This is a genomic window from Corynebacterium sp. S7, from assembly GCF_054401105.1.
On the sequence record NZ_CM136760.1, the window covers coordinates 2,448,976 to 2,475,739 of the forward strand.

A 26,764-nucleotide genomic window follows, 5' to 3' on the forward strand; every position below is an offset into this window, starting at 1 on the left:
CTTTCCGAAGCATTCGGGGGCACTTGCGGGGGTAAATCCTGCTATTAGATGCGCTTATACACAACGTGATCCTCAGTAACCACAAAACCGAGGTCCTCATAGCGGGCTACAGCCGGAGCATTATCCGCTTCCACATACAGAATGACTTTTTTCGCCCCCTTCTGCACAAGGAATTCCAGTCCAACGCGAAGCAGCGGATCCCCCATTCCACGCCCGCGGAATTGCGACGCCAAACCAACTACATAAACCTCGCCGACTGCATCTGGGTGCATCTTCGTCCAGTGGAAACCTGCTAACTGATCACCCGAGTAGAGAAACAACACCCCGGCGGGATCGAACCACTCAGCTTCCATGCTGCGGTGCAAATGGTCTAGATCCCAACCCCCCTGCTCCGGATGCCAGGAAAATGCGTCATTGTTGGCATCCAACCAGGCCTGTTCCACCGCCTCCCGGCCAAAACGCTCGACGGCCTGCGGGTAGGACAGCGCCTCAATGCCATCCGGAGCGCGAAATACGGCTGCGTCCTCCAAAGCTTGGCCCCCTACAGACATCACCAGTAACCGGCGGGTGGCTGACAGTCCCAGCGATTCTGCCAGCTGTAGGGCCTCCTGCAGGTTTCCGTGCGCCCACAGGGAGGCGTTGTCTACCTCTTCCAGTACTTTCTTCACCAGCTGCGTGCCACGGCCCTGGCGTCGAACTTCAGGTGCGACTACCAGCTCCACGCCTCCGTCGGGAGCAATAGCTGCCAAGGAGGAATCGTCGATAAGCAAATGCTCGTGCCCTAACCGCCCATCCTGAAGACCATTGATATACGCCTCAGAGAACGGTGCTACGCCGTCATTGTCCTCGGCGCGACGCAGCACGTCTTCAATGGCTGCCCGCAGCTCAGGCTCAGTTGAAAGGTGGTGCTTGGTGATCTCGAAGTTCGTCATGCACCCAGGTTACGGTAGAACTAAAGATGTGAAGACTGAATCTCTCCTGCACAGGTTCGCTCGGCCGCTGAGCATTATTGCTGGCGTGATTATTGTCCTGGCAGTAGTGCTGGTGGCCGATAGCCTTTCTGCGGCGCGGGTGGAGCAGCGTATTTCGCAATCGGTGAAAGATGAGTCGCGCCTTGCCACGCACCCGCAGGTCAATGTCGGCGGTTTCCCCTTTGCACAGGTGCTGATCACCAACGAGATCCCCAGCCTCAGCATTAATGCGCTTGACGTTGATATCAAAGATCTGGGTATTGTCAACGCTTCCACCGAAATTCACAATATAAAGGTCTCCGCCAAAGACGCCTACAACGGAGAATTGGTTGGCGCGCAGGCCGAACTGATGAAGCGCCTAGTCAGCCTCGACGGCGTGGCCATGGGCCAGCTCTTAGGCATGACCGATCTGGATATTTCCAACCCCTACGACGTTTCTCCCGGCGGTGGCGTCGCCAGCGAAGCGCAGCTTTCAGGCACGCTGCCGGGCATGGATCAGAAATCAACAGCGGTGGTCAAGCTGCGCCTCGACGGTCCCACTTTCACGATGGAGCCAATGACGCTTATCGACGACGCCGGCGCCCCCGATCGCGTCCGCGACGGCTACACATTGACTTTTGACACCCGCGATCTGCCTCTTGCAGGTCCCGCCAACTTGGTGCAGATGCGTGGCGGTTCGATCCAGTTTGAAGCGGAACGCCGCAACATCACGATCCAGCCAACCGATTTAACGCCGGTAGAAACGGGAGATTCTGAGTTCACGGACTACGCTAGTTCCTATGAGTGAAACCAACAATAGCGAATCGAATACAGCCAACCAGCAGCCCTTCAACGGCAACGAAGCGATCAATCTCGCCGAGGAGCAATCGAAGAACACGGCACACCGCAATATTCCGCCGCAGGGGCTAGATGAAATTCCGCTTCACGACGACACCGCGAACCTGCGCCAAGGCCCAAGCCTGCATGACGGATTGTTGGCCTTGCTCCCCCTCGTTGGCGTGTGGCAAGGCACGGGACAGGCTACCGACGATAGCGACTACGCCTTCGGCCAGCGGTTGGTTATCTCGCACGACGGAGAAAACTACCTCCGCTTTGAATCTCGCATCTGGCGGGTGGATAAAAACGGCGAGTCAACTGGAGCAGATCAGCGCGAAACGGGCTTTTGGCGGATCAACTTGAAGGACGAGATTGAAGTCACACTGACGAATTCCCGCGGACTCGTAGAAATCCTCTACGGCGAGCCAGTCAACGAACGCGCATGGCAGCTCGAGAGCGCATCAACCATTGTCACCGCAACTGGCCCAGAAGCACACGGCCCGGGCAAGCGCCTCTATGGGCTTATGCCAGATAACAGCCTGGGTTGGGTTGATGAGCGCCTCGTCGATGGTGCGATGACCCCGTACATGTCTGCCCAGCTCAAGCGCATTGCAGGCTAGTTAGTTTGGCTAGTTAATCGCTGCGGTTAACGCCTTGTCAAAGAGCTGGCGCAGCTCAGCCTCATTCTCCGGGGCGGGGAGCTTAACGTCGTCGATACGCTTTACTCTCGTTGCAATGCGCGTCGAACTGACAAGCCAGACCGATTCTGAAGCGACGAGATCGGCGACAGTAAGGTCCCGTGCCTTGCAGCGCCACCCTTTGGTCTCTGCGTAATCAAAGATAGCCTTCTGTGTGGTGCCATGGAGTACATCGATGCCCGGGATAGGGGTGCGCAACTTCCCTCCCTTTTTCACGACAACAACAGTTGACGTCGCCCCCTCCAAGACTTGTCCGGTGGCGGGCTCAATATAGATGACCTCGTCAAAATCGAATTTGCGCGCCCACCGCAGGGCTGCCATATTCGCTGCATAGTTGATCGTTTTCGCCCCGACCGCCAGCCAAGGCGCGGCCTCTTTGCTATCAGGCAAATTCGGCGTAATCGAATACCCTCGCGGCGCCGTCATCGCCTTGACTCCGTTTTTCCTTTGATCCAAGACTGCCTGGGGCACTTCACTCAGAGTAATCCAGGCAGAAGGCACCCCCGTGGAAGCGCGTCCGCGGGTATAGGTCCAGGTGCATTTGGCATCAGGGGTCTTCCCTCCCCGATCCCGCACGAAATCCTCGGTTGCTTGCAAGGTGGCATCCCGCCACGACGCTACCACCGGCTCAGGGAGCTCCAGCAGCTTCGCGGATCGCGCGAAGCGCTCAAAGTGGCCCTTGAAGTTCACTGGTTTACCGTCGCGCACCAAGATCGACTCAAACACCCCGTCGCCGCGCGTGACTGCGGCATCGTCGTAGAAAACGTGTGGAAGGTTGTTGTTTTGTCGGCGAATCGAGCCTCCAAAAGGTTCGATGATGTAAATAACTGGCTGCGGTTCCAGCGGATTAGTCCCCATGGCCCCCTATTATGCACCGAGAGAGACGTCTAGTATCGGCCTTGTGACCAATTCGAACGCTTACCGCTCCCCGCTCCTATCTGTTCCAGGAGCACAAGAACTTACCGACGAGACACTGCTCGACGCCAAAGGTGTCGCTTGGCATTATGGCAATCCGCTCGGTGAACAACGCGCGATCGAGCGCTCTGGCGTGGTGGTTGATCGTTCTCAGCGCAAGGTGCTCAAGGTCAGCGGCGAGGATTCCGCCGAGTTTCTCAATAACCTCTTAACGCAGAAGCTCGATGATGCTGCGGATGGTTTTTCTTCCAGCGTGCTCGACCTGGATATTCAGGGCCACATTTTGCATCAGGCCGATGTCACCCGCGTTGGACAAGATTTCTACCTGGATATGCCCAGCTACGTCTTCGCATCCTTTTCAGATTTTCTAAACAAGATGATCTTTTGGTCGAAGGTTGAAATCACTGAGGTAGATCTTGGTATTTTGACCTTGTTGGGATCAGTGGGAGATCTTCCGCCTGGCCTGAACGCTGTTTTTGTTCGCACCACCGACTGGGACGGAGTCGAGCGCTACGACTTAGCAGTGCAGCGTGCACAGCTGCGCGCCGTAGCCAAGTTATTCGGCGACGCAGGCATTCCCCTCGCCGGATTGATGGCGTTTACTGCCGAGCGGGTGCGCGCTGGAGAACCTGAACTCCGCGCTGATTTAGACGATAGGTCGATCCCTCATGAGGCTCCACGTTTGATCAACCGTGGCAACACCATCCGTGCCGTCCACCTAGAAAAGGGGTGCTACCGCGGCCAAGAAACCGTGGGCCGAGTAGAAAACTTGGGGCGCTCCCCCCGTTTACTCGTGTTATTGCAGCTCGATGGGTCTTCACCGGGTGATGCGAACCCCGGATCGGACATTGAAGCGAATGGTCGGCGAGTGGGTCGGCTCGGCACAGTGGTTCATGATTGCGACTACGGCCCGATTGCTCTGGGGTTGCTTAAGAGAAGCGCGCTTGGGGCCGATGAACTGGTAATTAGTGGGGACAGCACCATTAGTGCCACTGTTGACCCAGACTTCATTCCACAGGAAGAGGAAACCAAAGCCGGGCGCGAGGCTATTGCGAAGCTTCGGGGACAAAACTAACAATATAGTTGCTAGTCAGGGGCCGAAGAAGCATTTTTTCGTATTTCACGCTATTGTATGTGTCAGGAATAGACACTGAATCGAAAGCAGATGGGGCCGCCCGAATTCCCTGGGCCGCCCTCTCCACACCTCAAGGGGGTCACGCCATGGGTCGCGGACGCGCCAAAGCAAAGCAGACCAAGGTTGCACGCCAGCTAAAGTACAACTCTCCCGATATGGACCTGGACTCGCTCCAGCGCGAACTTGCAGGGAAAACCTCGCCTCGCCGCTGGGACAACGAGGAGGTTGAAGAGGATCTCGAGGTCGATGAACAGTACGCAGAATATGCGGACTGGGACCCCGATGAGGACGACACTCGTCGCTGAGTGCTCAGCTGCGCAATAACTTTCGAATAACACCCTGCTTTCCTATATTCCTGGAAGCAGGGTGTTATTTTTAGTATGTCGGGTTTTCTCCGTGCAGGACTGCGCGAGCTTCTTCGCCTTCCTGAGCGGAACGGACCTGACCCAGCTCCCAGCAATCAATGTGGCGGGCGGTCAGCATCGCTAGTGCGCGGTCCTTGTCGTTCGCCGAGACAACGGCAACCATGCCGACACCCATGTTGAAGGTTTTCTCCATTTCATCGCGTGGCACCTTACCCAGCGATTCAATGGTGCGGAAAATCTGGTGAGGAGTCCAGGTATTGCGATCCATTTCTGCAACCATGCCTTCAGGAATGATGCGTTCCATGTTTCCCGCCAGTCCGCCTCCGGTGACATGGCAGAAGGTACGCACATCACACTCGTTAGCCAAAGCCAGGCAATCGAGCGCATAGATCTGCGTTGGCTTAATCAGCTCTTCGCCGAGAGTTCCACCGAGTTCCTCAACGTAGGAGTCAACGCTCAGGCCGGCCTTGTCGAACAGGACGTGGCGCGCCAAAGAATAGCCATTGGAGTGCAAGCCAGACGAGCGCATGCCAATGATGGCATCGCCGACGCGAACATTCTCTGGGCCGAGCAGTTCGTCGGCCTCAACGACGCCGACGGCAGTGGCCGAAACGTCATAGTCGTTTTCGCCCATCACACCTGGGTGCTCCGCGGTCTCGCCGCCGAGCAGAGCGGCACCCGCTTGGACACAGCCCTCAGCGATACCTGAGACAATCTCTGCAATCTTTTCGGGCACTACCTTGCCCACTGCGATGTAGTCCTGCAGGAACAATGGTTCTGCGCCGCAGACGACGAGGTCGTCGACGCACATGGCTACTAGGTCAATGCCAATGGTGTCGTGCTTGTCCATTGCTTGCGCGACCACAAGCTTGGTGCCCACTCCGTCCGAGCCCGAGGCCAGAAGTGGCTCCCGGTACTTGCCCAAGGCAAACAGGCCAGCAAAGCCGCCAATCCCGCCTCTTACTTCGGGACGAGTTGCGCGCAGCGCGTGGGTTTTCAGCAGCTCAACTGCCTTGTCACCCGCTTCTATGGAAACACCGGCTGCCTCGTAGGAGGTGACAGAGTCACCCGTTGCGGATTCAGGATGCGATTCAGGCATAGTCATAGTCTTTAGATTCCTTCTTTAATCCGGCGAACGGCCTCTGCGTTCGGGTTGCCTTCGGGTAGACCAAGCGGATAGTGCCCATCAAAACAGGCAGTGCACAGTTCGTTCGCTGGACGAGTGGTCGATGCAATCATGTCTTCTTCGGAAACAAACGCGAGCGAGTCTGCGCCGATGGCATTCTTGATGTCATCAACCAAGGACTCTTCCTTATCGCCCTCGCCATTGTTCGCGATGAGTTCTCCAGGACTTGCAAAATCGATGCCATAGAAGCACGGCCACTTAACTGGTGGCGATGCAATCCGCACGTGAACCTCAGCCGCACCGGCCTCACGCAGCATTCGAATCAACGCGCGCTGGGTGTTTCCTCGCACAATAGAGTCGTCGACGACAACGAGGCGCTTACCCTCAATCATTTCGCGCACTGGGTTGAGCTTGAGGCGAATGCCAAGTTGGCGCAATGTCTGCGAAGGCTGGATGAAGGTACGCCCAACATAGGCATTCTTCATCAAACCCTGACCGAACGGGATCCCAGATTCACGGGCATAGCCAATCGCGGCCGGGGTACCAGATTCCGGCACTGGCATCACCAAATCAGCGTCAACCGGGCTAGTACGAGCGAGACGCTCCCCGATCTCAATGCGTGTGGCGTTAACGGAGCGACCATTGATAACGGAATCCGGACGAGCCAGATAAACGTACTCAAAGACACACCCGGCGCGGCGCTCTTCGGCAAAGCGCTCAGAGCGAACCCCCGCCTCGTCGATAATGATCATTTCTCCCGGCTGCACGTCGCGCACGAAGGAGGCGCCAACGATGTCGAGCGCCGCGGTTTCACTCGCGACAACCCAACCGGTGTCCAGCTTGCCCAGGCTCAGCGGGCGCACGCCGTGCGGGTCGCGCGCAGCGTAGAGGGTGTGGCCGTCGGTGACGACGACGCAGAAAGCGCCCTGGAGGCGTGGGAGCAAGTCGCGGAAAGCCTCAACGAGTGTTTTGTTCTTCGACGTATCGTGGGCGAGCAGCGCCGACATCACGGTGCTATCCGACGAAGAACCCTGTCCATCTACGGATTCCGCGGGAATCAGGCCTTTGGCTATGGCTTCATCGCGCAACTCGACGTAATTGACAAGGTTTCCGTTATGGCCGAGAGCAATATCGGTGTCATCGGTAGCTGTACGGAAGATAGGTTGTACGTTTTCCCACGAGCTAGACCCCGCCGTGGAATAGCGTGTGTGGCCAATAGCCACATCTCCCTGGAGGGCCCCGAGGATTGGTTCATCAAAGACCTGGGACACAAGACCCATATCCTTGAAGACGACGATGCGGTCGCCGTCACCTGCGGCGATGCCCGCACCTTCCTGCCCGCGATGTTGGAGGGCAAATAGCCCAAAATAGGTTAATTTAGCTACTTCTTCACCTGGCGCCCAGACACCGAAGACTCCACATTCTTCGCGCGGTTCGCGCTCCGGAGTATCTTCTGGCCGGTCGCCCCGGTGGGTGACGTCTGTGATGTGCACGCCAATTACCTTAGTAGATTGCTGCGCTACTACCTAGTAGAGCGACAAAGGAGTCACAGGAAGACCCTCGCTGACCTCGAAAGCTCTGGTCCCAGATGCCTCGATTGCGCCCGCCTCCCACTCCGCTTCAAGTGTTGTGAGACCAGTGGCCAACCGGAGCCAAGTAACAGGCGCCATCTCGACCACGTTCGGGGGTGTACCACGTGTATGGCGTGGCCCTTCGACGCATTGCACAGCCACGAACGGGGGCACGCGCAGTTCAACGGAATGACCTGGGATTTCTGCTGCCAGGGCACGAGCTGTACGACGAACGGCGTTGGCAATTTCTGCGCGAGCAGGTGCTTTGGTGCGCTCAGGGTCCCTTATCCAGTCTTGAATCAGCTCAACTGCTACACGGGTCTCCGCGGGGTAATTCTTTGGTGCCATATCCTACATCTTATGTCAGGGGTAAAACGCCCTTTTGCCAGCAAACTCGTTACGCTAAGCGGTACTGTCCAGCACTCGCAATTTGAGTGCTAGTAAGTTACGAGCTAATCCAGATTAGTTGTTAAGTCCACCGTATTGAGATAAGTCTCTAGAAAAACTCAGAAAGTTGCCCCATGACGAGTACTCCTGTTGAATCCACCAAGTCGCCGTCCGTCACGCTTCGTTTTATGGCTGCCCCAACTGACGTGCTAGTAGCGGGCGCCCAGGGTATTTCTGGTGGCCGCGTGCTGGAATGGATCGATAAGGCGGCCTACGCCTGCGCAGTGCAGTGGTCATCGACGTACTGTGTCACGGCTTATGTGGGACATATTCACTTCAACCGGCCAATCCCCTCGGGCCACCTGGTGGAGATTCGCTCCCACATTGCCATGACGGGTCGCAGTTCCATGCATATCGTCAACGAAGTGCTCTCTGCTGACCCGCGCGAGGGTGTGTTCACCCGCGCCTGTGACTGCTTGGTTATCTTCGTGGCAAAAGACCCCGCAACGGGGCGTTCCACTCCTGTTCCCTCCTTCGTGCCTACCACCGATGAGGAAAAGCGCGTCGCTGCCGCAGCGGAATCTCGGGTTGCTCTGCGCAAGGAAATTGAGAAGGAAATGCTCTCGCAGACCTACGACGGGGAATCCGATGCGCCTCGCGTCGTCCACCGCTTCTTAGCAAAACCGACGGACGTGAACTGGGGTGGCAACGTCCACGGTGGCACAGCGATGGAGTGGATCGACGAAGCTGGCATGAACTGCACAATGGAGTGGTCAGGCGAGCGCACTGTCGCTGTCTATGCCGGAGGTATCCGCTTTTACAAGCCCATCCACATCGGTGACCTCATCGAGGTGGATGCCCGGCTGACTCGTACCGATGCTAGGTCCATGCACGTTACAGTCCACGTTAACGTTGGAGATCCCCGTGGAGGAAACGAAAACCTCGAGACCGCAATCCACGCAACATTTACCTACATCGGAATTAGCATCGATGGCGAACCACTCGCTGCGCGTCAGTTTATCCCCCAAACGGAGGAGGATAAGCGTCTATCCGAGCACGCCGCAACGCTCAAGCGATTGCGTTCGACGTATGCCCCAATGCCGCTCGTACCTGAGCCTGCCGCACCAAAATTGGTGAACTAGTTGCTGGGTTAGACTACGACCATCCACACCGCAACAAGGTGAATAATCGCAGCGATGATGACCGCGGTGTGGAAGTGCTCATGGTAGCCGTAAATCCGCGCGTTTCTGCCGGGCCAGCGGAACCCATACATCAGCGCACCGAAGGTGTAAACGATGCCCCCTGCAAGGAGTAGCCACACCACTGTCGGCCCGGCCTGAGACCACAGCTGCGGAATCAGAGGCACAACAAGCCAACCAAGCACGAGGTAAACCGTGACACTGAGCCAGCGCGGGTGATTGATCCACACCAGGTTCATGATCACGCTGCCGATAGCACCTGTCCACGCGATGGCAAGCAGCCAGGTTGCTTGGCGGGGTTCCAACACAATCAGTGTCATTGGGGTATAGGTTGCCGCGATAAAGACGGCAATGGTGGAATGGTCCGCCCTTCGCCACCATTGCACAGTGGGCTGATCGCGCCACGGCCCACGGTGATACAGGCCGGACACGGCGAAGAGGAGAAAGAATGCCACGGCGTAAATGGTGACACCGAGCGCCTGCCACCAAGGCAAAGTCATCCACGCATAGGTGGATAAAACGCTGCCGGAGATGGTAGAAAGCAGCGCCGTTACTAGGTGAAACCAGCCGCGCGTAATGGGGCGTTGACCTCGATCAACGTAGACCACCGTGCGTTCAATCAGGCTCATAAAATCCCTAACCTTCGGTAGCGTAAGTTACGACACTCCAAAGTCTACGCACAATTGGCAATGGCTTCGTGTTTTTCTTGCCGGTCACCCCCAAGCACGAATTTGTCGGCTCGAGAGATTACGATCAGACGGTTAATCTTTCCCCAGAATTTCCGGAGTCTATGTGTTTACACTCACCGTCCGCCGACGCGTCGCTAGCACGCTAGCAAGCGCGCTCGCTGCCTCCCTACTCGTTGTGGGAGCTCCGGCTGCTTCTGCTCAAAGCTCCGCCGGCGCAGCGCTCGGTTCGGCCCTGGGTTCATCGCTACCCTCCATTGGATCCTCAACGGTCGGTGATCCTGCCGTTAACCCGGATTTCACGCCGGCTCATATCGTCGATAAGCGACATCTTTCGGGCAACGAGTGGGAGGTGGATATCTACTCCCCTTCCAACGACATGGTGATCACAAACACGATTGTGATGGCTGAGGGCACCGAGCCGCGGCCTAACGTGGTGCTCTTGCCTGGTCTTGGTGGTGGCGAGAAGGAGCATTGGTCGCGCAACGCGGATCTGCCGGGCTACTTTGCAGGAGAGAACGTCAATGTGTTGTCCGTACACGGCGGGGCGGGCTCGATGTTTACGGATTGGGTTAACGAGCATCCGGAGAATGGTCGTGTGGCGTGGGCGACCTACTTGGGCCAGGAACTGCCGCTTGTGTTGGAGCAAGAACTATATGGCAACGGTAAGAACGCCATCGCGGGTATCTCCATGTCGGGTGGACCGGCGCTCGATATTGCCGGGCGCTACCCGGAAAGCTATGTTGCCGCTGCATCCTTGTCGGGATTTCCAACGAGCTCGGGGCTGTTTGGCTGGGGAATGCTCGCCTATGTGACCATGTCGCATGGCGGAACACCCATCGATGTCTGGGGCACCGTGTTTAATCCGGCGTGGCAGGACCACGACCCTTCCGAGACCACCCAGCGGCTGCGCGATAAGGCCGTCTTCGTGGGGCACGCCACCGGCAAGCCGAGCGAAATCGATCAAATGAATGACAACGACCCGTTTTTGGTCACCATCTCGGAGATGATGTCGGCGGAATCGTCGCGCTATTACGTAGAAAAAGCCCGCGCCGACGGGGTCGACGTGGACTATGTGGTGTTGCCGGAGGGCCGTCACACCTTTGGAGTGTTCGAAGCCCTCCTGCACCAGGCGTGGGAAACCACCTTCGCCGAGGCACTATACAACTAGCAGCGCCTCGGCAAAAAGGTTTTACTCCACAACAGCGTTAGCGCCCACGGCGTGGCCGAAGAGCTCAGGCAAGGTGTTCGACCATGCCTGGAAGACCTCGTCCAAAGCCACCTCGACGCCAGCGAAGCTCAGCGTTGCGGTGGAGTTGGTGGTGCCAATCTGAGCTGCAGGAATACCCAGCTCAGCCGCGCGAGCGAGCAGCGCGTCAACGTGGTCAGCGGTAGTTGCAACAACGACGCGCGAAGCGGACTCAGAGAACAGAGCGGTGGTCGGATCCTCGTGCACTGCAGCAAGATCTAGATCCACGCCCACACCGTTGCGCTTAGCCATCTCGAACACGGTGATCCCAAGACCACCCTCGGACACATCGTGTACAGCGGTCAAAGCGGTGTTGTCCACGAGGAACTCAGCAAGCTTTTCCTCGTTAGCCAGATCCACCTGAGGTGGCAGGCCGGACAGACCGCCGCCAAATACCTGCTGGTAGATCGAGCCGCCGAATTCTTCCTTGGTCTCGCCGAGCGCGATGAGCACCTGCGGCTCCTCGGTGGCAAGCAGATCCGGGGTATGCGACTGCGACACATCATTGATCACACCGAGCACACCAACCACAGGGGTCGGCAGGATCGGAGTATCACCGGTCTGGTTGTAGAAGGAAACGTTGCCGCCCGAGACAGGGATGCCTAGCTCAACTGCGCCGTCTGCCAGACCGTGCACGGCCTCACGGAACTGCCACATCACGTCAGAATCCTCCGGCGAACCGAAGTTCAGGCAGTTCGTCACAGCCACCGGACGCGCACCAGTGGAGGCCACATTGCGGTACGCCTCGGCCAAAGCAAGGCGCGCACCCATATTTGGATCCAGGTAGGTGTAGCGACCAGAAGCGTCAGCTGAAATTGCGACACCGCGGCCGGTTTCCTCGTCGATACGCAAAACGCCCGCATCCGCATGCTTTGCCTGCACGGTGTTGCCGCGCACGTAGCGGTCGTACTGCTCGGTGATGTAGTCGCGCGAGCACAGCGCAGGCGATGCGACCATGTCCAGCAATGCTTGCTTCAGGTCTTCTTGCTTATCGACGATTGCCTGCTCCTGCACCTCGTCCTGCCACTCAGGGCGGGCAAACGGGCGCTCATAGACAGGGCCTTCATCGATGGTGGACGCTGGTGCATCGATGACAAGCTCTCCCTGGTGGTAGACCAAGTAGCGATCCTTGTCCGCTGTAACTTCGCCGATCTCGGCAACAGTGACATCCCACTTGTTGCAGATGTCCTTGAACTTCTGCAGGTTCTCCGGGGTCACAACTGCACACATGCGCTCCTGGGACTCGGAAGCCAGGATCTCTGCCGCGCTCATGTTTTCTGCGCGCAGTGGCACGTTGTCCAAGTTGACGGTCATGCCACCGTCGCCGGCTGCTGCAAGCTCCGAGGTAGCACATGCGAGGCCACCGCCACCGAGGTCCTGAATGCCCACAACGACACCTGCCTGGTAGAGCTCCAGGCAGCACTCGATGAGGACCTTTTCTGCGAATGGGTCGCCGACCTGCACGGCGGGCAGCTTGCGCTCTTCGCCCTCTTCGAAGGAGGCGGAACCCAACACAGACACGCCACCGATGCCATCAAGGCCGGTGCGCGAACCGAAGAGCATGACCTTGTTGCCGGCACCCGATGCGAAGGCAAGTTTCAGGTCTTCGACCTTCAAAGTGCCCACGCACAGCGCGTTGACCAGTGGGTTGCCCAGGTAGGCTTCGTCGAAGACGGTTTCGCCACCGATATTTGGCAGGCCAAGGGAGTTGCCATAGCCACCGATACCGCTGACCACGCCTGGTAGGACGCGGGAGGTATCTGGTGCGTCAGCTGGGCCGAAACGCAGCTGATCCATCACGGCGATAGGGCGTGCGCCCATGGCCATGATGTCGCGGACGATGCCACCCACGCCGGTTGCTGCGCCTTGGTAAGGCTCTACGTAGGAAGGGTGGTTGTGGGATTCAACTCGGAAGGTCACCGCGTTGCCGTCTCCGATGTCCACCACACCAGCGTTCTCGCCAATGCCGGCGAGCAGCTTGGAACCCATTTCTTCGGTCATGGTTTCGCCGAAGTAGCGCAGGTGCACCTTGGAGGACTTGTAGGAGCAGTGCTCCGACCACATCACGGAGTAGACGGTCAGCTCGGCATCCGTTGGGCGGCGACCAAGAATGTCCTTGATCTTTTGGTACTCGTCATCCTTGAGGCCGAGTTCTACGTAAGGCTGTTCTACATCAGGGGTTTCCTGAGCGTTGCCGACGGTGTCGTTAGCGAACATGAATTACGCTCCAATCTTCGAAATCGCGGACAGGAACAGACCCAGCCCGTCGGTGGACGGCCCGGTGAGCAGCTCCACTGCGTGCTCTGGGTGAGGCATGAGACCAACGACGCGGCCAGTGTCATTCGTGATACCCGCAATAGCGTTGATCGAGCCGTTGTAGTTGTCCGTGTAACGGAACACAACGCGACCTTCTGCCTCAAGCTCATCAATGGTGTGCTTTTCCGCCTGGAAGCGACCCTCGCCGTGCTTCGCTGGCACAAGGATCTTCTGGCCCTCCTCGAACTGGCTGGTCCAGGCAGTATCAGTATTAACTACCTCGAGGTAGGTGTCGGTGCAGTGGAAGTGGAGACCCTCATTGCGGGTCAGTGCGCCTGGGAGCAGGCCCGCCTCGGTAAGGATCTGGAAACCATTGCAGATACCCAGCACCGGCATACCCTTGTTCGCCGCTTCCACTACCGACTGCATCATCGGCGCGAGTGCCGCAATAGCACCCGAGCGCAGGTAATCCCCGTAGGAAAAGCCACCGGGGACAATAACGGCGTCTACTCCTGTGAGATCAGTATCGGCGTGCCACAGCTTGACCGGCTCGGCGCCAGCAATGCGCACGGCGCGCAGTGCATCAACGTCGTCGAGGGTTCCGGGAAAGGTGATTACCCCAATCTTTGCGGTCACCGAACCACCTCAAAGTCCTCGATCACGGTGTTAGCCAGCAGCGTCTCTGCAACCTTGCGCAGGTCCTCATCGCTGACGGAATCATCTACTTCGAGTTCGAAACGCTTGCCTTGGCGAACATCGGAGACTCCTGTCACACCGATTCTGCCGAGCGCACGAACTACTGCCTGACCTTGCGGGTCTAGGATCTCAGCCTTGGGCATGACATGTACAACTACACGGGCCATAGGGGTCCCCTTTGCGGTGATTGAATAGGTCGTTTCAACAGCGTTAGTATACCCCGCTGGCAAACTTCCCAGGACCCCTCCCCCGCGACCCTAACCAACCTGGGCAAATGGGCGAGAACAAGGGAAAACATCGATGTTACGCAAGTGGCTCACGATGTTATTGGTGACACTAATAGTGAATAGATTCTTGCTAAGCAATTTCTATTCAATGAATTTCCTAACAATTTAATATGAATTACCTGTTCGCAATTTTTCGACGGAGCGCGAAAACCTACAGCATGCGTTAAACTTACGTCTCAGGCCTCGGACATATTTAGTACACATTTAGTAATTCCCGTGCCGAGGCGAACCTTTTCCCCGTTTTTGAAGGATACCCATGTCATTTTTCAGTAATTCTCGCCGTGCGGCCGCCTTTGCGGTGGCTCTGGCTGCTGGCAGCGTCGTTGTCGCTGCCCCACAGGCGCTGGCTGCTCCCGATGGCTCCAACGTAGTTATCAATGAGTTGTACGGCGGAGGTGGAAATAGTGGCGCACCTCTAAACAATGATTTCGTTGAGCTCTACAACCCCACCTCAGAACAAATCGATATCACCGGTTGGGAGCTGACCCAAATATCAGCTGCAGGCAACGTCTCTAACCGCGCAACACTTGCGGGCATTATTCCAGCGCACTCCTACTTTTTGGTCCAAGGAGCTTCAGGAAACAACAGCCCGGCACCACTGCCTCCGGCTGATTTCGTAGCGCCCACCCTCGGCTACGCCGCCACCAACGCCAGCGCTGAGCTACTCGACGCCAACGGTAATTCGATCGACCTCGTCGGCACCGGTACGGCCGCCCGCGTCGAGGGTGCAGCTGCCTCTGTGATGTCCAACTCGACCTCAGTCGAGCGCACCGTTGCAGGTGTAGATACCGACAACAACGCAGCAGATTTCAGGGTTGCGAATCCACCGACCCCGCAAAACTCCACGGGCAGTCAGCCAGTCGATCCTGTTGATCCTGTAGATCCTGCCGAACCAGCAACGATCACCCCAATCGCTGAGATCCAGGGCACCGGCGCAGCCACACCTATGGAGGGCAAGACTGTCACCACAACCGGTGTTGTCACGGGTGTCTACGCCGAGGGCGGACGCAACGGCTACTACATCCAAACCGCAGGCACGGGTGGTACTCTCCAAAACACTGGTGACGCTTCCCATGGCATCTTCGTCTACGTCGGCACGCGCGGATCCTACCCTGCCATCGGCGATTCCGTCGAGGTCACTGGCACTGCCACCGAATACTACGACGTCACCCAGATCTCGAACCCGCAGATGAAGCTCCTCCCAGAGCCACTGGCACCTGTCACCCCAGTCGAGATTGATTCCCTGCCGGCAGGCGACAGCGCCCGCGAACCGTATGAGTCCATGCTTGTTCTGCCAACGGGTGCCTACACCGTCACCAACAACTACGCACTCAACACCTTCGGCGAGGTCGGACTTGCACCTGGTACCGAAGCCTTCCGTCAGCCCACTGACGTCGTGTTGCCTGGCGACGAAGCCAACGCTCTCCAAGCTGAGATCGACGCACAGCTGGTCACCTTGGACGATGGTCGCACCCCGAACTACATGAACAGCGACAAGTCCACCCCGCTGCCCTACATTGCCACCGAGGGCACAACCAACAAGTCTCTGCGCACGGGCGATACCGTCGATTTCCAGAACCCGGTAGTGGTCCACTTCAGCCACGACTCGTGGCGCTTTCAGCCGACCACTCCAATCACCGGCAACAACACCGCCGCTGAACTCCCCATCTCCTGGGAAGATTCCCGTGCAGCTGAGCTGGGTGTTCCAGCTGCAGTGAAGGGTGAATACTCCGTGGCCACCTTCAACGTGTTGAACTACTTCACCTCACTCGGCCAAGACGAGCCAGGGTGCAAGGCATACAACGATATGTACGGCAATCCAATTGCCACCAACTACTGCGACGTTCGTGGCGCTTACTCACCCGCTGCCTTTAATGACCAGCAAATCAAGATCATCAACGCGATTAACCAGCTGGATGCCGATGTCATCGGCCTGGAAGAAATTGAAAACACGGCTAAGGTCACGGGCGATATCACGCGTCGCGACGAGTCCGTTGCCCACCTCGTCGAGGTCCTTAATGTTTCTGCAGGTTCCAACAAGTGGGACTACGTAGAATCTCCAACCCAGGTTGGAACCGATGAGGATTACATCCGCACCGCGTTCATCTACCAGCCTGCCAAGGTTGAGTCGGTGGGAGAATCCCGAATCTTCGACGATCCTGCTTTCACCGGTATTGCGCGTCAGCCTTTGGCACAGGAATTCCGCCCAGCCGGAGGTGGCGAGTCCTTCGTCGCTATCGCAAACCACTTTAAGTCCAAGGGTTCCGTAGCCAACGGCGATGCCGATCAGGGCGATGGCCAGGGCAACAACGCGAACCTGCGCGTGGAGCAGGCGACTGCCTTGATTGAGCACTTAAATAAGCAAGATGACTGGGCAGATCTGCCAGTTTTCGTTTTGGGTGACCTTAATGCCTACTCACAAGAGGACGCTGTGCGCCGCTTCGAGCAGGAAGGCTTCACCAACATCAATGAGTCTCACGCTGGCTCGACCCCAACGTACCAATACGATGGTCTACTGGGATCCCTCGATCATGCGCTTGGAAACGAAATCGCTATGACCAAGGTCGTCGACGCAGCCGTGTGGAACATCAACGCCGACGAGTCGGTTGCTTATGAGTACTCTCGCCGCAACTACAACACCGTAGATTTCCACGACGAGAGCCCATTCCGCTCCTCTGACCACGATCCAATCAAGGTCGGTTTCACCCTGGGTGGCCAGGTCGCACCTGAGGAGCCGGGCGAGGAGCCGGGTGAGGAGCCAGGCGAGGAGCCGGGTGAGGAGCCGGGTGAGGAGCCAGGCGAGGAAGTACCAGTAGAGGATTCTCCATCTAGCTCCTCACAGCTGAGCTCGACGAGCTCCCGTGGCTTCTTTGGTCGCCTATTCGGGTAGCTTTTCCTCGATCAAGGACACTACGTCCGGGTCGTCCGGTGTGATCTCAGACCTAAACCGGGCGACCACCTCGCCGTCGGCATTAATCAGGAACTTTTCGAAATTCCATTTCACGTCTCCTGCTTCGCCGTCGGCATCTTCGTTTTTCGTCAATTCTTGAAAAACAGGATCTGCGCCTTCACCGTTGACTTCCACCTTGGACAACAGTGGGAAACTCACGTTGTAATCATCGGCGTAGTGCTTCTCGATCTCTTCGTCGGGCAAAGGTTCCTGGCCGCCGAATTGGTTGCAGGGTGCGCCGATGACGGTCAAGCCACGACCACCGTAGGTTTCTTGGAGGTTTTCCAGCTGGTGGAGCTGCGGAGTAAAACCACACTCTGAAGCTGTGTTGACCAGGAGTATAAGGTTATCTCCTGCAATGTCGTTGAGCGTTGCGGACGTTCCGTCATTCAAAGTGATTTCAGTATCGCGAAGTGTCATGCCCTAAGGCTACCGATGAAGCAATCGGTAGTCACTAGGAATTGCGCCAGTATCTGCTGCTGTCACTGCAGCGGATACGAAGTCGCGGGCAACTTTCTTTTCCGCCAGGTTCCTCCCCGAAACGGACAGGCGGATGGAATTTCCTTTCTCCGCGCCACGCTGCGCAGCGCGAATGATGTTTCTGCGCCACCACTTCGCTGCGCCGAAACCCTCGCCAAGTGAAAGATTGCGCGCGGCAAGAAATTCGCCCGTAGTCAGGTTATATAGTCCCTTTGTCGAGGCTGCAACGGTGAATCCAAATTCTGGCAAGACCTCCAGCGTCCCGTCCGAGAGCCGCCACCTGGGCGGGGCAAAAATATCCAGGTCAAAACCAATGCTTTTCATCTGCCTGGTAGCGCCTTTAAGCCGCAGACGAGCCTCGTGCGCTTCTAGGTTTGCGAACTCGGAGCGTCGCCCCTGAACAGCCTGATCGAATCCATTGAGGATCAGCGTTCGGCCAGACTCTTGTTGCTCCGCCAGCCACTCCCGAGTGGCCTGATCCTTGGCTAGATGCCAATTTCCATCGATGTGCGGTGCCACCAAGAGCGAGACGGGAATTCCTTCTTGGTCAAGCCTGGTGACAAGTTTGACCACGTCCTTGCGGGTGCCATCAAAAATAGATGAAACGGAGACAAGGAGGTGGCCACTCATAGGTAATATTCTTTCACACACCGGGTGCATATGCTCGCTAGAGACTACTTACTTGAAGGACCCACAGCCGTCGAGGTCTTCAGCGTCCACGCATACTCAAACGCCGTTTGGCGCCAGCGATCGTAACGGCCCGAGACACCGCCGTGACCGGCGCTCATTTCGCACTTCAGCAAGAATTCGCCGCCTGTTGCCGTCGCACGCAGCTGGGCAATCCACTTCGCGGGTTCAACATAGAGCACGCGCGTATCGTTCAGGCTGGTCACCGCGAGGATATCCGGGTATTGCTTGGCCTCAATGTTTTCGTAGGGCGCATACGAGGCCATGTAGTCATACACCTCAGGGTCGTGGTATGGGTCTCCCCATTCATCCCACTCGGTCACGGTCAGGGGCAGCTCAGGCATCAAAATGGACGTCAGCGGATCCACGAATGGGACGATGGCCTGGATGCCGGCGAACTTCTCCGGTGCCATGTTTGCAATCGCACCCATCAGCATGCCACCGGCAGATCCACCCTCTGCGACGAGTTGGGAAGATGAGGTCAGGCCCTCGTCGATAATCATGTCTGCTACTGCGATGAAGTCTGTGAAGGTGTTTTTCTTCTTCAGCAGCTTGCCGTTGTCGTACCAGAGGCGGCCGAGCTCGCCACCGCCGCGGACGTGGGCGACGGCGAAGACCATTCCGCGATCCATCAAAGAGAGGCGCGCAATGGAGAAACCCGGGTCCGTCGAGGACTCGTAGGAACCGTAGCCGTAAAGCAAGGTGGGCTGAGGCTTAGTACGATCCAAATCAGCGCGGTGCACCACGGAGACGGGCACCTGGGTGCCGTCATCGGCCGTGGCCCAGAGGCGGTAGGCGGTGTACTCCTCAGCGTTGTAGCCGCCGAGGATCTCTTGTTCCTTCAGCAGTGTTTTCTCGCCGGTGTCCACCCTGTAGTCGAAGAGCTGAGCGGGCTGGGTGAAGGACACATAAGACAAGCGCACCACGGGGGCATCCCACTCGGGATTGCCGCCCACGCCAACGGTGTAGAGCTCTTCGTCGAAGCTCACTTCCTCGAACTCGCCGAAAGAATCGCCATTAAATTTCATAAACGCGGCCCGGCCGATCCCGCCACGACGGTAGCCCATGAGCATGAAATCCCGATAGGTATCGACTCCTTCGAGGCGAACCTGGTCATCGTGGGCGACAAGCTCGTCGAGCTCACGCAACGGCACGACAGAATCCACGCGACACTGACCGACCGAGAAGTTCGGGCCGAACGCGTTATGCATGACCACCCAGTACTCGACGCCACCTAGCTTGACGTAATCTGCGCCGTACTCGATGCCCTGCTCGCGGGGCCACAGCACCTTGAATTCGCCCTCTGGATCCTCCAAGTCGAGGACGCGAATTTCGGAGGTGATCTTTGAGGCCGACTCAATCATGAGGAAGCGCTCGGCACGGTCCCCTCCGACACCGACGTTGAACTTCTCGTCCTCCTCGCGGTAGATCAGCACGTCTTCTTCCACAGGCGTGCCCAGCTTATGGCGCCAGACGGAATCCGGGCGCCAGGCTTCGTCGACGCGCTGGTAGAACAGGTATTCCTCACCTGCCCAGGTCGCACCGTAGAAGATGCCCTCGAGGGTATCGGGCAGCAGCTCGCCGGTGTCCAAGTTTTTGATGTGCAGGGTAAAACGCTCATCGCCTGCAGTGTCTACGGAATAAGCCAGGAGGCGCCCCGAGGTAGTCACCGTGGACGCACCCACGGAGAAGAACTCATGGCCTTCGGCGAGCTCGTTCATGTCCAAGATGATCTGCTCGCCGGGAAGACCTGAGCCGTCCTCCGGCAGCTTCGGTGCCGTCCACGGATCGGTGCCCTCCTCGACAGGAATGCGGCAGCTCAGCCCGTAATTCTTTCCCTCAATGGTACGGCCGTAGTACCAAAAATCCCCCGCTCGCTGCGGGATGGACATATCGGTCTCTTTCGTCCGGCCCTTAATTTCCTGGTAAATCTGCTCCGTTAGGCCATCCAGGTCAGCCGTCTGCTGCTTCGTGTAAGCATTCTCTGCTTCCAAATACTCCAAGGTCTCCGGGGATTCTTTATCACGGAGCCACTCGTAGTTATCCACAAAATCGCGGCCATGGAAACTGCGCGTTGTGGGATGGATAGGGGCTACAGGTGCAGAAAGCAGATCATGAGTCATAATCGCCCATGCTATCAACTGGCCCCGACACTGCTAATAGACGCAGCAACTAAACGCAGTCACCCAACCAGGAACGGAATTTTTTCCCACTCAAACGCTCGTAAGCCTCGATGTAGCGGTCACGGGTTGCTTCCACGACAGAACCAGGCAAAGCAGGTGGAGGGGTTTCGCTGCCCGGCTCCCAACCGGACTTCTCACTGGTCAGCCAGTTGCGCACGTACTGCTTGTCAAAGCTTGGCTGGACTTGGCCCTCTTCATAAGTATCCGCTGGCCAGTAACGAGACGAATCCGGGGTCAGCACCTCGTCGCCAAGCACGAGCGTGCCTTCCTTATCAAGGCCGAACTCCAGCTTGGTATCTGCCAAGATGATGCCCTTTTCCTCAGCAATGTGGGAGGCCTCGGAGTAGATTTTCAGCGTCGCGTCACGCAGTTCGTTGGCGCGGGCTTCGCCGAGCTTATCGACGACGTACTCGAAGGAAACGTTTTCGTCATGGTCACCCTGCTCCGCCTTCGTGGCTGGGGTGAAGATAGGCTCGTCCAGCTTGGAGGCCTCAGTCAGGCCCTCTGGCAGCTCAATGCCGCACACGGTGCCGTTTGCCTTGTATTCCTTCAGACCCGAACCCGTGAGGTAACCGCGAGCAACACACTCGAACGGGATCATCTCAAGGCGCTTGACCACGAGTGCGCGTCCCAGAACTTCCTCTGGGATGCGCTCATCGTCGATCGGGCCTGCGAGGTGATTCGGGAAGTCGATCTTCTCGAAGAAGAACACACTCGTTGCTGTGAGCACGCGTCCCTTATCCGGGATCAAAGGCTCCAAAGCAAAGTCAAAAGCAGAAATACGGTCGGTTGCCACCATCAACAGGGTGTCCGCGTCGATCTCGTAGATTTCGCGGACCTTACCTGCAGAAAGGTGGGTGTAATCGGACAACTCTGGTCGCATGGGACCACAGTCTAGTCCCCTGTGCCCTACGGGGGAAACGGAACCGAAAACTCTGGGAGATCCCTTAGAGAATTTCCCCTGGCGTATACTTTGCTGCCTCTGGGTAGCGGTTCACCAAATCCTGAATGCGGTGCAGGACGTTGTTCACCTGAGTTTCCGAAGCACCAATGAAGACCTCGCGATCAGCCAGTACGTCGTCGAGCTCTTCCTGGGTCATGTTCAGGCGACCATCCTTGGCCAGGCGCTCCGTGAGGTTTTGTTCAGCACCTTCTTGGCGCATATCCAGTGCCATGGAAACTGCATTTTCCTTGATGACTTCGTGGGCGGTCTCACGGCCGACACCCTTGCGTACGGCAGCCATGAGGATGCGGGTGGTGCCTAGGAACGGCAGGTAGCGCTCGAGCTCGCGGTTGATCATGGCAGGGAAAACGCCAAACTCATCAAGGACGGTGAGGAAGGTTTCTAACATGCCGTCCATGGCGAAGAACGCGTCTGGCAAGGCAACGCGGCGAACCACGGAGCAGAAGACATCGCCTTCGTTCCACTGCTGACCAGCAAGGTCCGCGGTCATGGTGAGGTAACCACGCAAAATGACCTGGAAGCCACAAACTCGCTCACAAGAACGAGCATTCATCTTGTGCGGCATTGCCGAGGAACCCACCTGGCCTTCCTTGAAGCCCTCGGTCACGGTCTCGTTGCCTGCCATCAAACGGATGGTGGTGGCCAGCGAAGATGGGCCGGAACCTAGTTGCACCAGCGCCGAGACCACGTCGAAGTCAAGGGAACGCGGGTAAATCTGGCCCACCGAGTCGAAGATTTGGGAGAAGCCCAAGTAATCCGCAATGGAGGTTTCCAAGGCGTGCAACTTGATCTGGTCGCCGTCGAGGAGGTCCAACATATCCTGGGAGGTACCCATTGGGCCCTTGATGCCGCGCAGTGGGTAGCGCCCCAGGAGATCGTCGATACGCGCCATTGCAACAAGCATTTCGTCTGCGGCCGACGCAAACCTCTTGCCCATCGTGGTTGCCTGAGCAGCAACGTTGTGGGAACGACCGGCCATGACCAGTGTCTTGTACTCAGCGGCGCGGTTGCCGATCCGACTCAGCACGGCGACAGCTTTGTCGCGAATAATCTCAAGCGAGCGGTAAATCTGGAGCTGCTCAACATTTTCGGTCAGGTCACGGCTGGTCATGCCCTTGTGGATCTCTTCGTAGCCAGCAAGCGCGTTGAACTCTTCGATGCGAGCCTTGACATCGTGGCGGGTGACGCGCTCACGAGCTGCGATGGACTCAAGATCGACCTTGTCGACGACTGCCTGGTAGGCCTCGATTGCGCCGTTAGGAATGTCAATGCCCAAGTCCTTCTGGGCTTGCATCACGGCGATCCAGAGATGGCGCTCGAGAATAATCTTGTGTTCCGGGCTCCACAGCTGCGTCATTTCTGGCGAGGCGTAGCGGGTGGAGAGCACGTTTGCGATTACTGGTTTATTTGCCACAGCAGCGTTTTCCTTTATAGTTAGAGGCTTCTAGTTCAGGCTTCTAGTTCAAATAAGTATCGAGGCGGGCACACGCTTCGCGTGCCTGCTCAGGGGTGGAACACAAGCTCAATCGTACCCAGGTGTTCCCACTGACCGGATCAAAGTCAATGCCCGGCGCGAATGCGACTCCGATCTCGTCGACAAGCTGGATGCACCATGCCTCGGAGTCATTGGTGTACTTCGACACGTCGAGCCAGAGGTAGAGGCCACCGTCTGGGTCTGCCATCGTATCCAGGCCAATCTTCGGCAGCTCCTCGAGGAACACTTCGCGCACGGCACGATAATCCTCGACGTAGCCATCCAAGGTTGCTCGGGAAGCTTCAGAGAATGCGCCCTTCGCCGCTACCTGAGACACGGCCGGGGCACACAACGCCAGCGAGGCCTGGAGGTTTTCCACGGGCTCGAGCAAGGCATCGGGCAAGATGAGCCAGCCTACGCGCCACCCCGTCATGGAATAGTACTTCGACAAGGTGCCCACGACGATGGCGTTATCGGAGAATTGGCGTGCCGTCGCTTCAGGGCGACCGAAGCTCATGCCGTGGTAATCCTCATCCGAGATCAACCAGGCACCGTTGTCGTCGCACCACTTCGCAATGCGCTCGAGTTCGTCTGGGTCAATGATCGTGCCGGTGGGGTTACCGGGACTGGTCACCATGACGGCATTGGGTTTGAGCTCATCGAGCATTGCGGCAGTTGGTTGGAAGCGGGTAGAAGCGTCACAGACCATATCGACGACGGTGCAACCCAGCGACTCCAAAATATTGCGGTACGCCGGGTACCCGGGACGCGGCAAAGCCACCGTATCGCCAGCATCGAGGCAGGCCAAGAACACATTAACGAAGCCGCCGGAAGAACCGGTAGTGATAATGACGTTGTCCGCTTTGGTAGTTACCCCGTAGGTCTCGGAGTGCCAGTTGGCAATAATCTCGCGCAGCTCTCGGTCGCCCACAACCTCGGTATATCCCAAGGCATCGGTATGCAGCACCTCGGAGACCGCATCAAGGGCAGGAGCCGGGGCTCCCGTGGAGGGCTGGCCGGCGCACAACATAATGGTGTCAATGCCCTCACGCTTGCGACGCTGAACGAGGTCGAGCATGCGCATCACGCGAAATGGCTGCACCTGCCCGCGCTGAGAAACTTTCTTTGAGCTACCTTGCGAAACGTTCATATCCTTTAGCTTAAACCGTGATCTCTCCGTCTAACGCACGCCGTCCGATATCACGACGGTAGAAGGAACCCTCGAGGGAGATCTGCTCGATCTGTGCGTAAGCATCGGCGCGAGCCTGCTCGAGATCGGCGCCTACGCCCACAACGTTGAGCACGCGCCCACCGCTGGAGACAAGCTCACCGTTTTCATTGGTAGAGGTGCCAGCGTGAATAGCGCGCTCCAAACCTGCACCGGTGATCACGCCACCGGTCACCGGCGCTGCCGGGTAGTCCTGTGCTGCCAGCACAACGGTAATGGCCGAGCCATCCTTCCACTGCAGCTCAGGCTGCTGCGCAAGCGTTCCATTTGCGGTTGCTGCAAGAACATCTGCCAAAGGAGATTCCAGCAAAGCCAACACAGCCTGGGTCTCTGGGTCGCCGAAACGAGCGTTGAACTCAATGACCGACGGGCCCTGCGCGCCCCAAGCCAAACCGGCATAGAGCAAGCCGGAGTAAGGAATTCCGCGCTTGACCATTTCCTTGGCCACGGGTTCTACTACCTCGGAGACGATGCGCTGCACGCCGCCTTTTGGCAGCCAGGGCAGTGGTGCGTAGGCACCCATGCCACCTGTGTTGGGGCCCTCGTCGTTGTCGTAAGCACGCTTGTGATCCTGAGCTGGCAGCAGCGGAACAACAGTCTCACCATCGACTAGGCAGAACAAGCTGACCTCGGGGCCGTCCAGGAAGGACTCCACGAGCACTGGGTTGCCACCTTCGATGACACTGCGGGCATGCTCAGCTGCTGCCTCGCGGTCTTGGGTGACCACAACACCCTTGCCACCTGCCAGACCATCGTCCTTGACCACATAGTTAGGGCCAAAGTTATCCAGCACAGCATCAATCTGGCTGACATCGGTGATGCGCTCGGCATGCGCGGTGTTTACACCAACAGCGGCCATCACGTCTTTAGCGAACGCCTTCGAGCCTTCAATCTGGGCTGCTTCCTTTGAAGGGCCAAATACAGCAAAACCGGCTTCGCGGAGCGCGTCGGCGGCGCCTGCCACCAACGGGATCTCCGGACCAATGACAACAAGGTCAGCCTGGACTTCGCGGGCTACCTTCACCACATCGAGGGGGTCTTTCACGTCGCAAGGCAAACAGGTAGCCATCTCAGCGATTCCCGCGTTACCTGGGGCGACGAACAGCTCGTGTTCATCCATGGCCTTAGCAAGGGCGTGCTCGCGACCACCGGATCCAATAATGAGTATGCGCATGTCGCTCATCGTAGCCTGGGAATGGGTAAGGTTTTGCATCATGAGTAGCGTATTCACAAAGATCATCAACGGAGAGCTCCCCGGCCGCTTCATTTACCGCGATGAAGAGGTTGTTGCATTCCTGTCCATCAACCCGGTCGCCTACGGTCACACCCTGGTTATTCCTGTTGAAGAGGTTGATAAGTGGACCGATCTCAAGCCAGAAACCTGGATGGCGCTCAACGAGGTCGCCCAGAGCATTGGCCGTGCGCTCGTCGATTCCTTCGGTGCGGAGCGTGCCGCTTACCTCATTGCGGGCTTCGAGGTTCCTCACACCCACATCCATGTCTTCCCTGCGAACGACATGTCGGGCTACAACCTCTCGGCGGCGATGTCCACCGACGAGACTGATCCAGAAAAGATGGACCAGGCCGCAGAAAAGCTCCGCGAGGCCCTGGGCACCGACGAGAACGGCTACCCGCTCTAATCCCAGTTCGGCTCTGTTATCCCCTCGTGTGCTGCCTGCTTCGCCACAAGCTCAAGCAGGTAGGCCTCGTTGCCCCCGTATGCAGCAGAAAAACGTTGATCCTGCGTATACATCTGCGCAAGCAGCCACTGACGCTCTCGTGAGCATTCGTACCACTTCTCGATGCCCGCGCGGTGGCGTTCGACGAGTTCGAAGGCCTCCTCGCTGCCCGGCTCTACGCCCGCTTCTTTCGCAGCAGCCAAATCGCGGGAAAACTCCGCTTGTTCCTGCTTGATGCGCGCCATATCTTCCTCGGTGAGTTTTCCTACCCGCTCCTGTGACTGCGCCCATGCATCCGAGCCACCCCAGCGCTGCTCGGCTTGCTTTTGATATTCCGGCATGTTTTCGCCGAAGTAATTCGCCATTTTCTCCATGGTCGATTCTCCTTTTTCTGCCTGAGCAATTAATTCATCGACCGATTCAAGCTGACGCAGAAGAGCATGTTGCTTATCGACGAGTCCAGCGCGGTGCTCGCGCAATGCCCTCGTAAGGTGCGAGCCACGTGCGTCGTCGATAAGCGCTGCTATATCTGCGAGCTTGACCCCCGCTGCCTGGTACAACACGATGGCGGCACCCCGCTCGAGGTCCTGCTCGGTATAGAGCCGGTAATCGGACCAGGTGCGCCATGTCGGGGTGAGCACACCAATCTCGTCCCAGTGCCGCAGTGCTTTGGGAGTAACTCCGAGCAGCTTGGCGGCTTGGCCTATGGTGAACTCTTTGTCGGTCATAGTGGCCAGTGTGCGCCTTGCCGCAGGGGCAAGG

The 26,764-nt window shown here is 57.7% G+C and carries 25 protein-coding genes; 8 read left to right on the forward strand and 17 right to left on the reverse strand.

Annotated elements, in window-relative coordinates:
- Positions 1–44 precede the first annotated feature (44 nt).
- Entirely contained in the window at positions 45–932 is an 888-nt protein-coding gene (gene mshD, locus ACXZ66_RS11660) for a mycothiol synthase (protein WP_458748927.1), read from the reverse strand.
- Here mshD and ACXZ66_RS11665 point away from each other — a divergent pair.
- Both ACXZ66_RS11665 and ACXZ66_RS11670 read left to right on the forward strand, forming a co-directional pair.
- Complete coding sequence (locus tag ACXZ66_RS11665; protein ID WP_458748928.1) at positions 913–1,758, forward strand: LmeA family phospholipid-binding protein; 846 nt, start codon at positions 913–915, stop codon at positions 1,756–1,758. The genes mshD and ACXZ66_RS11665 overlap by 20 nt on opposite strands.
- On the forward strand, positions 1,751–2,407 hold the full coding sequence (locus tag ACXZ66_RS11670) for a heme-binding beta-barrel domain-containing protein (RefSeq protein ID WP_458748929.1): 657 nt from the start codon (positions 1,751–1,753) through the stop codon (positions 2,405–2,407). The genes ACXZ66_RS11665 and ACXZ66_RS11670 overlap by 8 nt, the downstream gene beginning before the upstream one ends.
- 9 nt (positions 2,408–2,416) lie before the next feature.
- On the opposite strand, the gene ACXZ66_RS11675 is transcribed toward ACXZ66_RS11670, so the two are convergent.
- Complete coding sequence (locus ACXZ66_RS11675; protein ID WP_458748930.1) at positions 2,417–3,343, reverse strand: aminodeoxychorismate lyase; 927 nt, start codon at positions 3,341–3,343, stop codon at positions 2,417–2,419.
- Positions 3,344–3,386: 43 nt separating this feature from the next.
- Here ACXZ66_RS11675 and ygfZ point away from each other — a divergent pair, with 43 nt between their 5' ends.
- Complete coding sequence (gene ygfZ, locus ACXZ66_RS11680) at positions 3,387–4,475, forward strand: CAF17-like 4Fe-4S cluster assembly/insertion protein YgfZ (RefSeq protein ID WP_458748931.1); 1,089 nt, start codon at positions 3,387–3,389, stop codon at positions 4,473–4,475.
- 146 nt (positions 4,476–4,621) lie between these two features.
- Positions 4,622–4,840, forward strand: a complete 219-nt coding sequence (locus tag ACXZ66_RS11685) for a DUF3073 domain-containing protein (RefSeq protein ID WP_458748932.1) — start codon at positions 4,622–4,624, stop codon at positions 4,838–4,840.
- A gap of 70 nt (positions 4,841–4,910) precedes the next feature.
- Here ACXZ66_RS11685 and purM read toward each other — a convergent pair whose 3' ends face one another.
- Genes purM through ACXZ66_RS11700 form a run of 3 tightly spaced genes read right to left on the reverse strand, consistent with a single transcriptional unit; the run spans position 4,911 to position 7,945 of the window.
- Complete coding sequence (purM, locus tag ACXZ66_RS11690) at positions 4,911–6,005, reverse strand: phosphoribosylformylglycinamidine cyclo-ligase (protein WP_458748934.1); 1,095 nt, start codon at positions 6,003–6,005, stop codon at positions 4,911–4,913.
- Positions 6,006–6,010: 5 nt separating this feature from the next.
- On the reverse strand, positions 6,011–7,519 hold the full coding sequence (gene purF, locus ACXZ66_RS11695) for an amidophosphoribosyltransferase (RefSeq protein ID WP_458748935.1): 1,509 nt from the start codon (positions 7,517–7,519) through the stop codon (positions 6,011–6,013).
- A 33-nt stretch (positions 7,520–7,552) separates the two neighbouring features.
- Complete coding sequence (locus ACXZ66_RS11700; RefSeq protein ID WP_458748937.1) at positions 7,553–7,945, reverse strand: sterol carrier family protein; 393 nt, start codon at positions 7,943–7,945, stop codon at positions 7,553–7,555.
- A gap of 173 nt (positions 7,946–8,118) precedes the next feature.
- Between ACXZ66_RS11700 and ACXZ66_RS11705 the strand changes: the two genes are divergently transcribed.
- A complete protein-coding gene (locus ACXZ66_RS11705) occupies positions 8,119–9,126 on the forward strand; it encodes an acyl-CoA thioesterase (RefSeq protein WP_458748938.1) in 1,008 nt (335 codons plus the stop codon).
- 8 nt (positions 9,127–9,134) lie between these two features.
- On the opposite strand, the gene trhA is transcribed toward ACXZ66_RS11705, so the two are convergent.
- Positions 9,135–9,812, reverse strand: a complete 678-nt coding sequence (gene trhA / locus ACXZ66_RS11710) for a PAQR family membrane homeostasis protein TrhA (protein ID WP_458748940.1) — start codon at positions 9,810–9,812, stop codon at positions 9,135–9,137.
- Between the two features lie 163 nt (positions 9,813–9,975).
- Between trhA and ACXZ66_RS11715 the strand changes: the two genes are divergently transcribed.
- Positions 9,976–11,040, forward strand: coding sequence for an alpha/beta hydrolase (locus ACXZ66_RS11715; RefSeq protein WP_458748941.1), 1,065 nt, complete (start codon positions 9,976–9,978; stop codon positions 11,038–11,040).
- A gap of 21 nt (positions 11,041–11,061) precedes the next feature.
- Here the strand turns inward: ACXZ66_RS11715 and purL are convergent, their stop codons facing one another.
- The 3 genes from purL to purS are packed head-to-tail and all read right to left on the reverse strand — an operon-like array spanning position 11,062 to position 14,237.
- Positions 11,062–13,335: a phosphoribosylformylglycinamidine synthase subunit PurL gene (purL, locus tag ACXZ66_RS11720; protein WP_458748942.1), complete on the reverse strand. Its 2,274-nt coding sequence runs from the start codon at positions 13,333–13,335 to the stop codon at positions 11,062–11,064.
- Between the two features lie 3 nt (positions 13,336–13,338).
- Positions 13,339–14,010 carry a phosphoribosylformylglycinamidine synthase subunit PurQ gene (gene purQ / locus ACXZ66_RS11725; RefSeq protein WP_458748943.1) on the reverse strand — a complete coding sequence of 224 codons (672 nt, stop codon included), beginning with the start codon at positions 14,008–14,010 and terminating at the stop codon, positions 13,339–13,341.
- On the reverse strand, positions 14,007–14,237 hold the full coding sequence (gene purS, locus ACXZ66_RS11730; protein ID WP_458748944.1) for a phosphoribosylformylglycinamidine synthase subunit PurS: 231 nt from the start codon (positions 14,235–14,237) through the stop codon (positions 14,007–14,009). The genes purQ and purS overlap by 4 nt, the downstream gene beginning before the upstream one ends.
- A 376-nt stretch (positions 14,238–14,613) precedes the next feature.
- Here purS and ACXZ66_RS11735 point away from each other — a divergent pair, with 376 nt between their 5' ends.
- Positions 14,614–17,247: an ExeM/NucH family extracellular endonuclease gene (locus ACXZ66_RS11735; RefSeq protein ID WP_458748946.1), complete on the forward strand. Its 2,634-nt coding sequence runs from the start codon at positions 14,614–14,616 to the stop codon at positions 17,245–17,247.
- On the opposite strand, the gene ACXZ66_RS11740 is transcribed toward ACXZ66_RS11735, so the two are convergent.
- The 7 genes from ACXZ66_RS11740 to purD all read right to left on the reverse strand — a co-directional run bounded on the left by ACXZ66_RS11740 (position 17,236) and on the right by purD (position 25,497).
- On the reverse strand, positions 17,236–17,727 hold the full coding sequence (locus tag ACXZ66_RS11740; RefSeq protein ID WP_458748947.1) for a glutathione peroxidase: 492 nt from the start codon (positions 17,725–17,727) through the stop codon (positions 17,236–17,238). The genes ACXZ66_RS11735 and ACXZ66_RS11740 overlap by 12 nt on opposite strands.
- Positions 17,728–17,736: 9 nt before the next feature.
- Positions 17,737–18,417 (reverse strand): DUF2334 domain-containing protein, encoded by a 681-nt coding sequence (locus ACXZ66_RS11745; RefSeq protein ID WP_458748949.1) that lies wholly within the window; start codon positions 18,415–18,417, stop codon positions 17,737–17,739.
- Between the two features lie 44 nt (positions 18,418–18,461).
- On the reverse strand, positions 18,462–20,597 hold the full coding sequence (locus ACXZ66_RS11750; RefSeq protein WP_458748950.1) for a S9 family peptidase: 2,136 nt from the start codon (positions 20,595–20,597) through the stop codon (positions 18,462–18,464).
- A 49-nt stretch (positions 20,598–20,646) separates the two neighbouring features.
- Positions 20,647–21,540 (reverse strand): phosphoribosylaminoimidazolesuccinocarboxamide synthase, encoded by an 894-nt coding sequence (locus ACXZ66_RS11755; protein ID WP_458748951.1) that lies wholly within the window; start codon positions 21,538–21,540, stop codon positions 20,647–20,649.
- 64 nt (positions 21,541–21,604) lie between these two features.
- Complete coding sequence (gene purB, locus ACXZ66_RS11760; RefSeq protein WP_458748952.1) at positions 21,605–23,035, reverse strand: adenylosuccinate lyase; 1,431 nt, start codon at positions 23,033–23,035, stop codon at positions 21,605–21,607.
- Positions 23,036–23,078: 43 nt separating this feature from the next.
- Positions 23,079–24,179 (reverse strand): pyridoxal phosphate-dependent aminotransferase, encoded by a 1,101-nt coding sequence (locus tag ACXZ66_RS11765; protein WP_458751383.1) that lies wholly within the window; start codon positions 24,177–24,179, stop codon positions 23,079–23,081.
- 76 nt (positions 24,180–24,255) lie between these two features.
- A complete protein-coding gene (purD, locus tag ACXZ66_RS11770; protein WP_458748954.1) occupies positions 24,256–25,497 on the reverse strand; it encodes a phosphoribosylamine--glycine ligase in 1,242 nt (413 codons plus the stop codon).
- Between the two features lie 40 nt (positions 25,498–25,537).
- Here purD and ACXZ66_RS11775 point away from each other — a divergent pair, with 40 nt between their 5' ends.
- Positions 25,538–25,963: an HIT family protein gene (locus tag ACXZ66_RS11775; protein WP_458748956.1), complete on the forward strand. Its 426-nt coding sequence runs from the start codon at positions 25,538–25,540 to the stop codon at positions 25,961–25,963.
- On the opposite strand, the gene ACXZ66_RS11780 is transcribed toward ACXZ66_RS11775, so the two are convergent.
- The gene (locus ACXZ66_RS11780; RefSeq protein WP_458748958.1) at positions 25,960–26,730 is read right to left on the reverse strand and encodes a MerR family transcriptional regulator; all 771 of its coding nucleotides are present in this window, start codon (positions 26,728–26,730) and stop codon (positions 25,960–25,962) included. The two genes, ACXZ66_RS11775 and ACXZ66_RS11780, sit on opposite strands and share 4 nt — an antisense overlap.
- Positions 26,731–26,764: the final 34 nt, after the last annotated feature.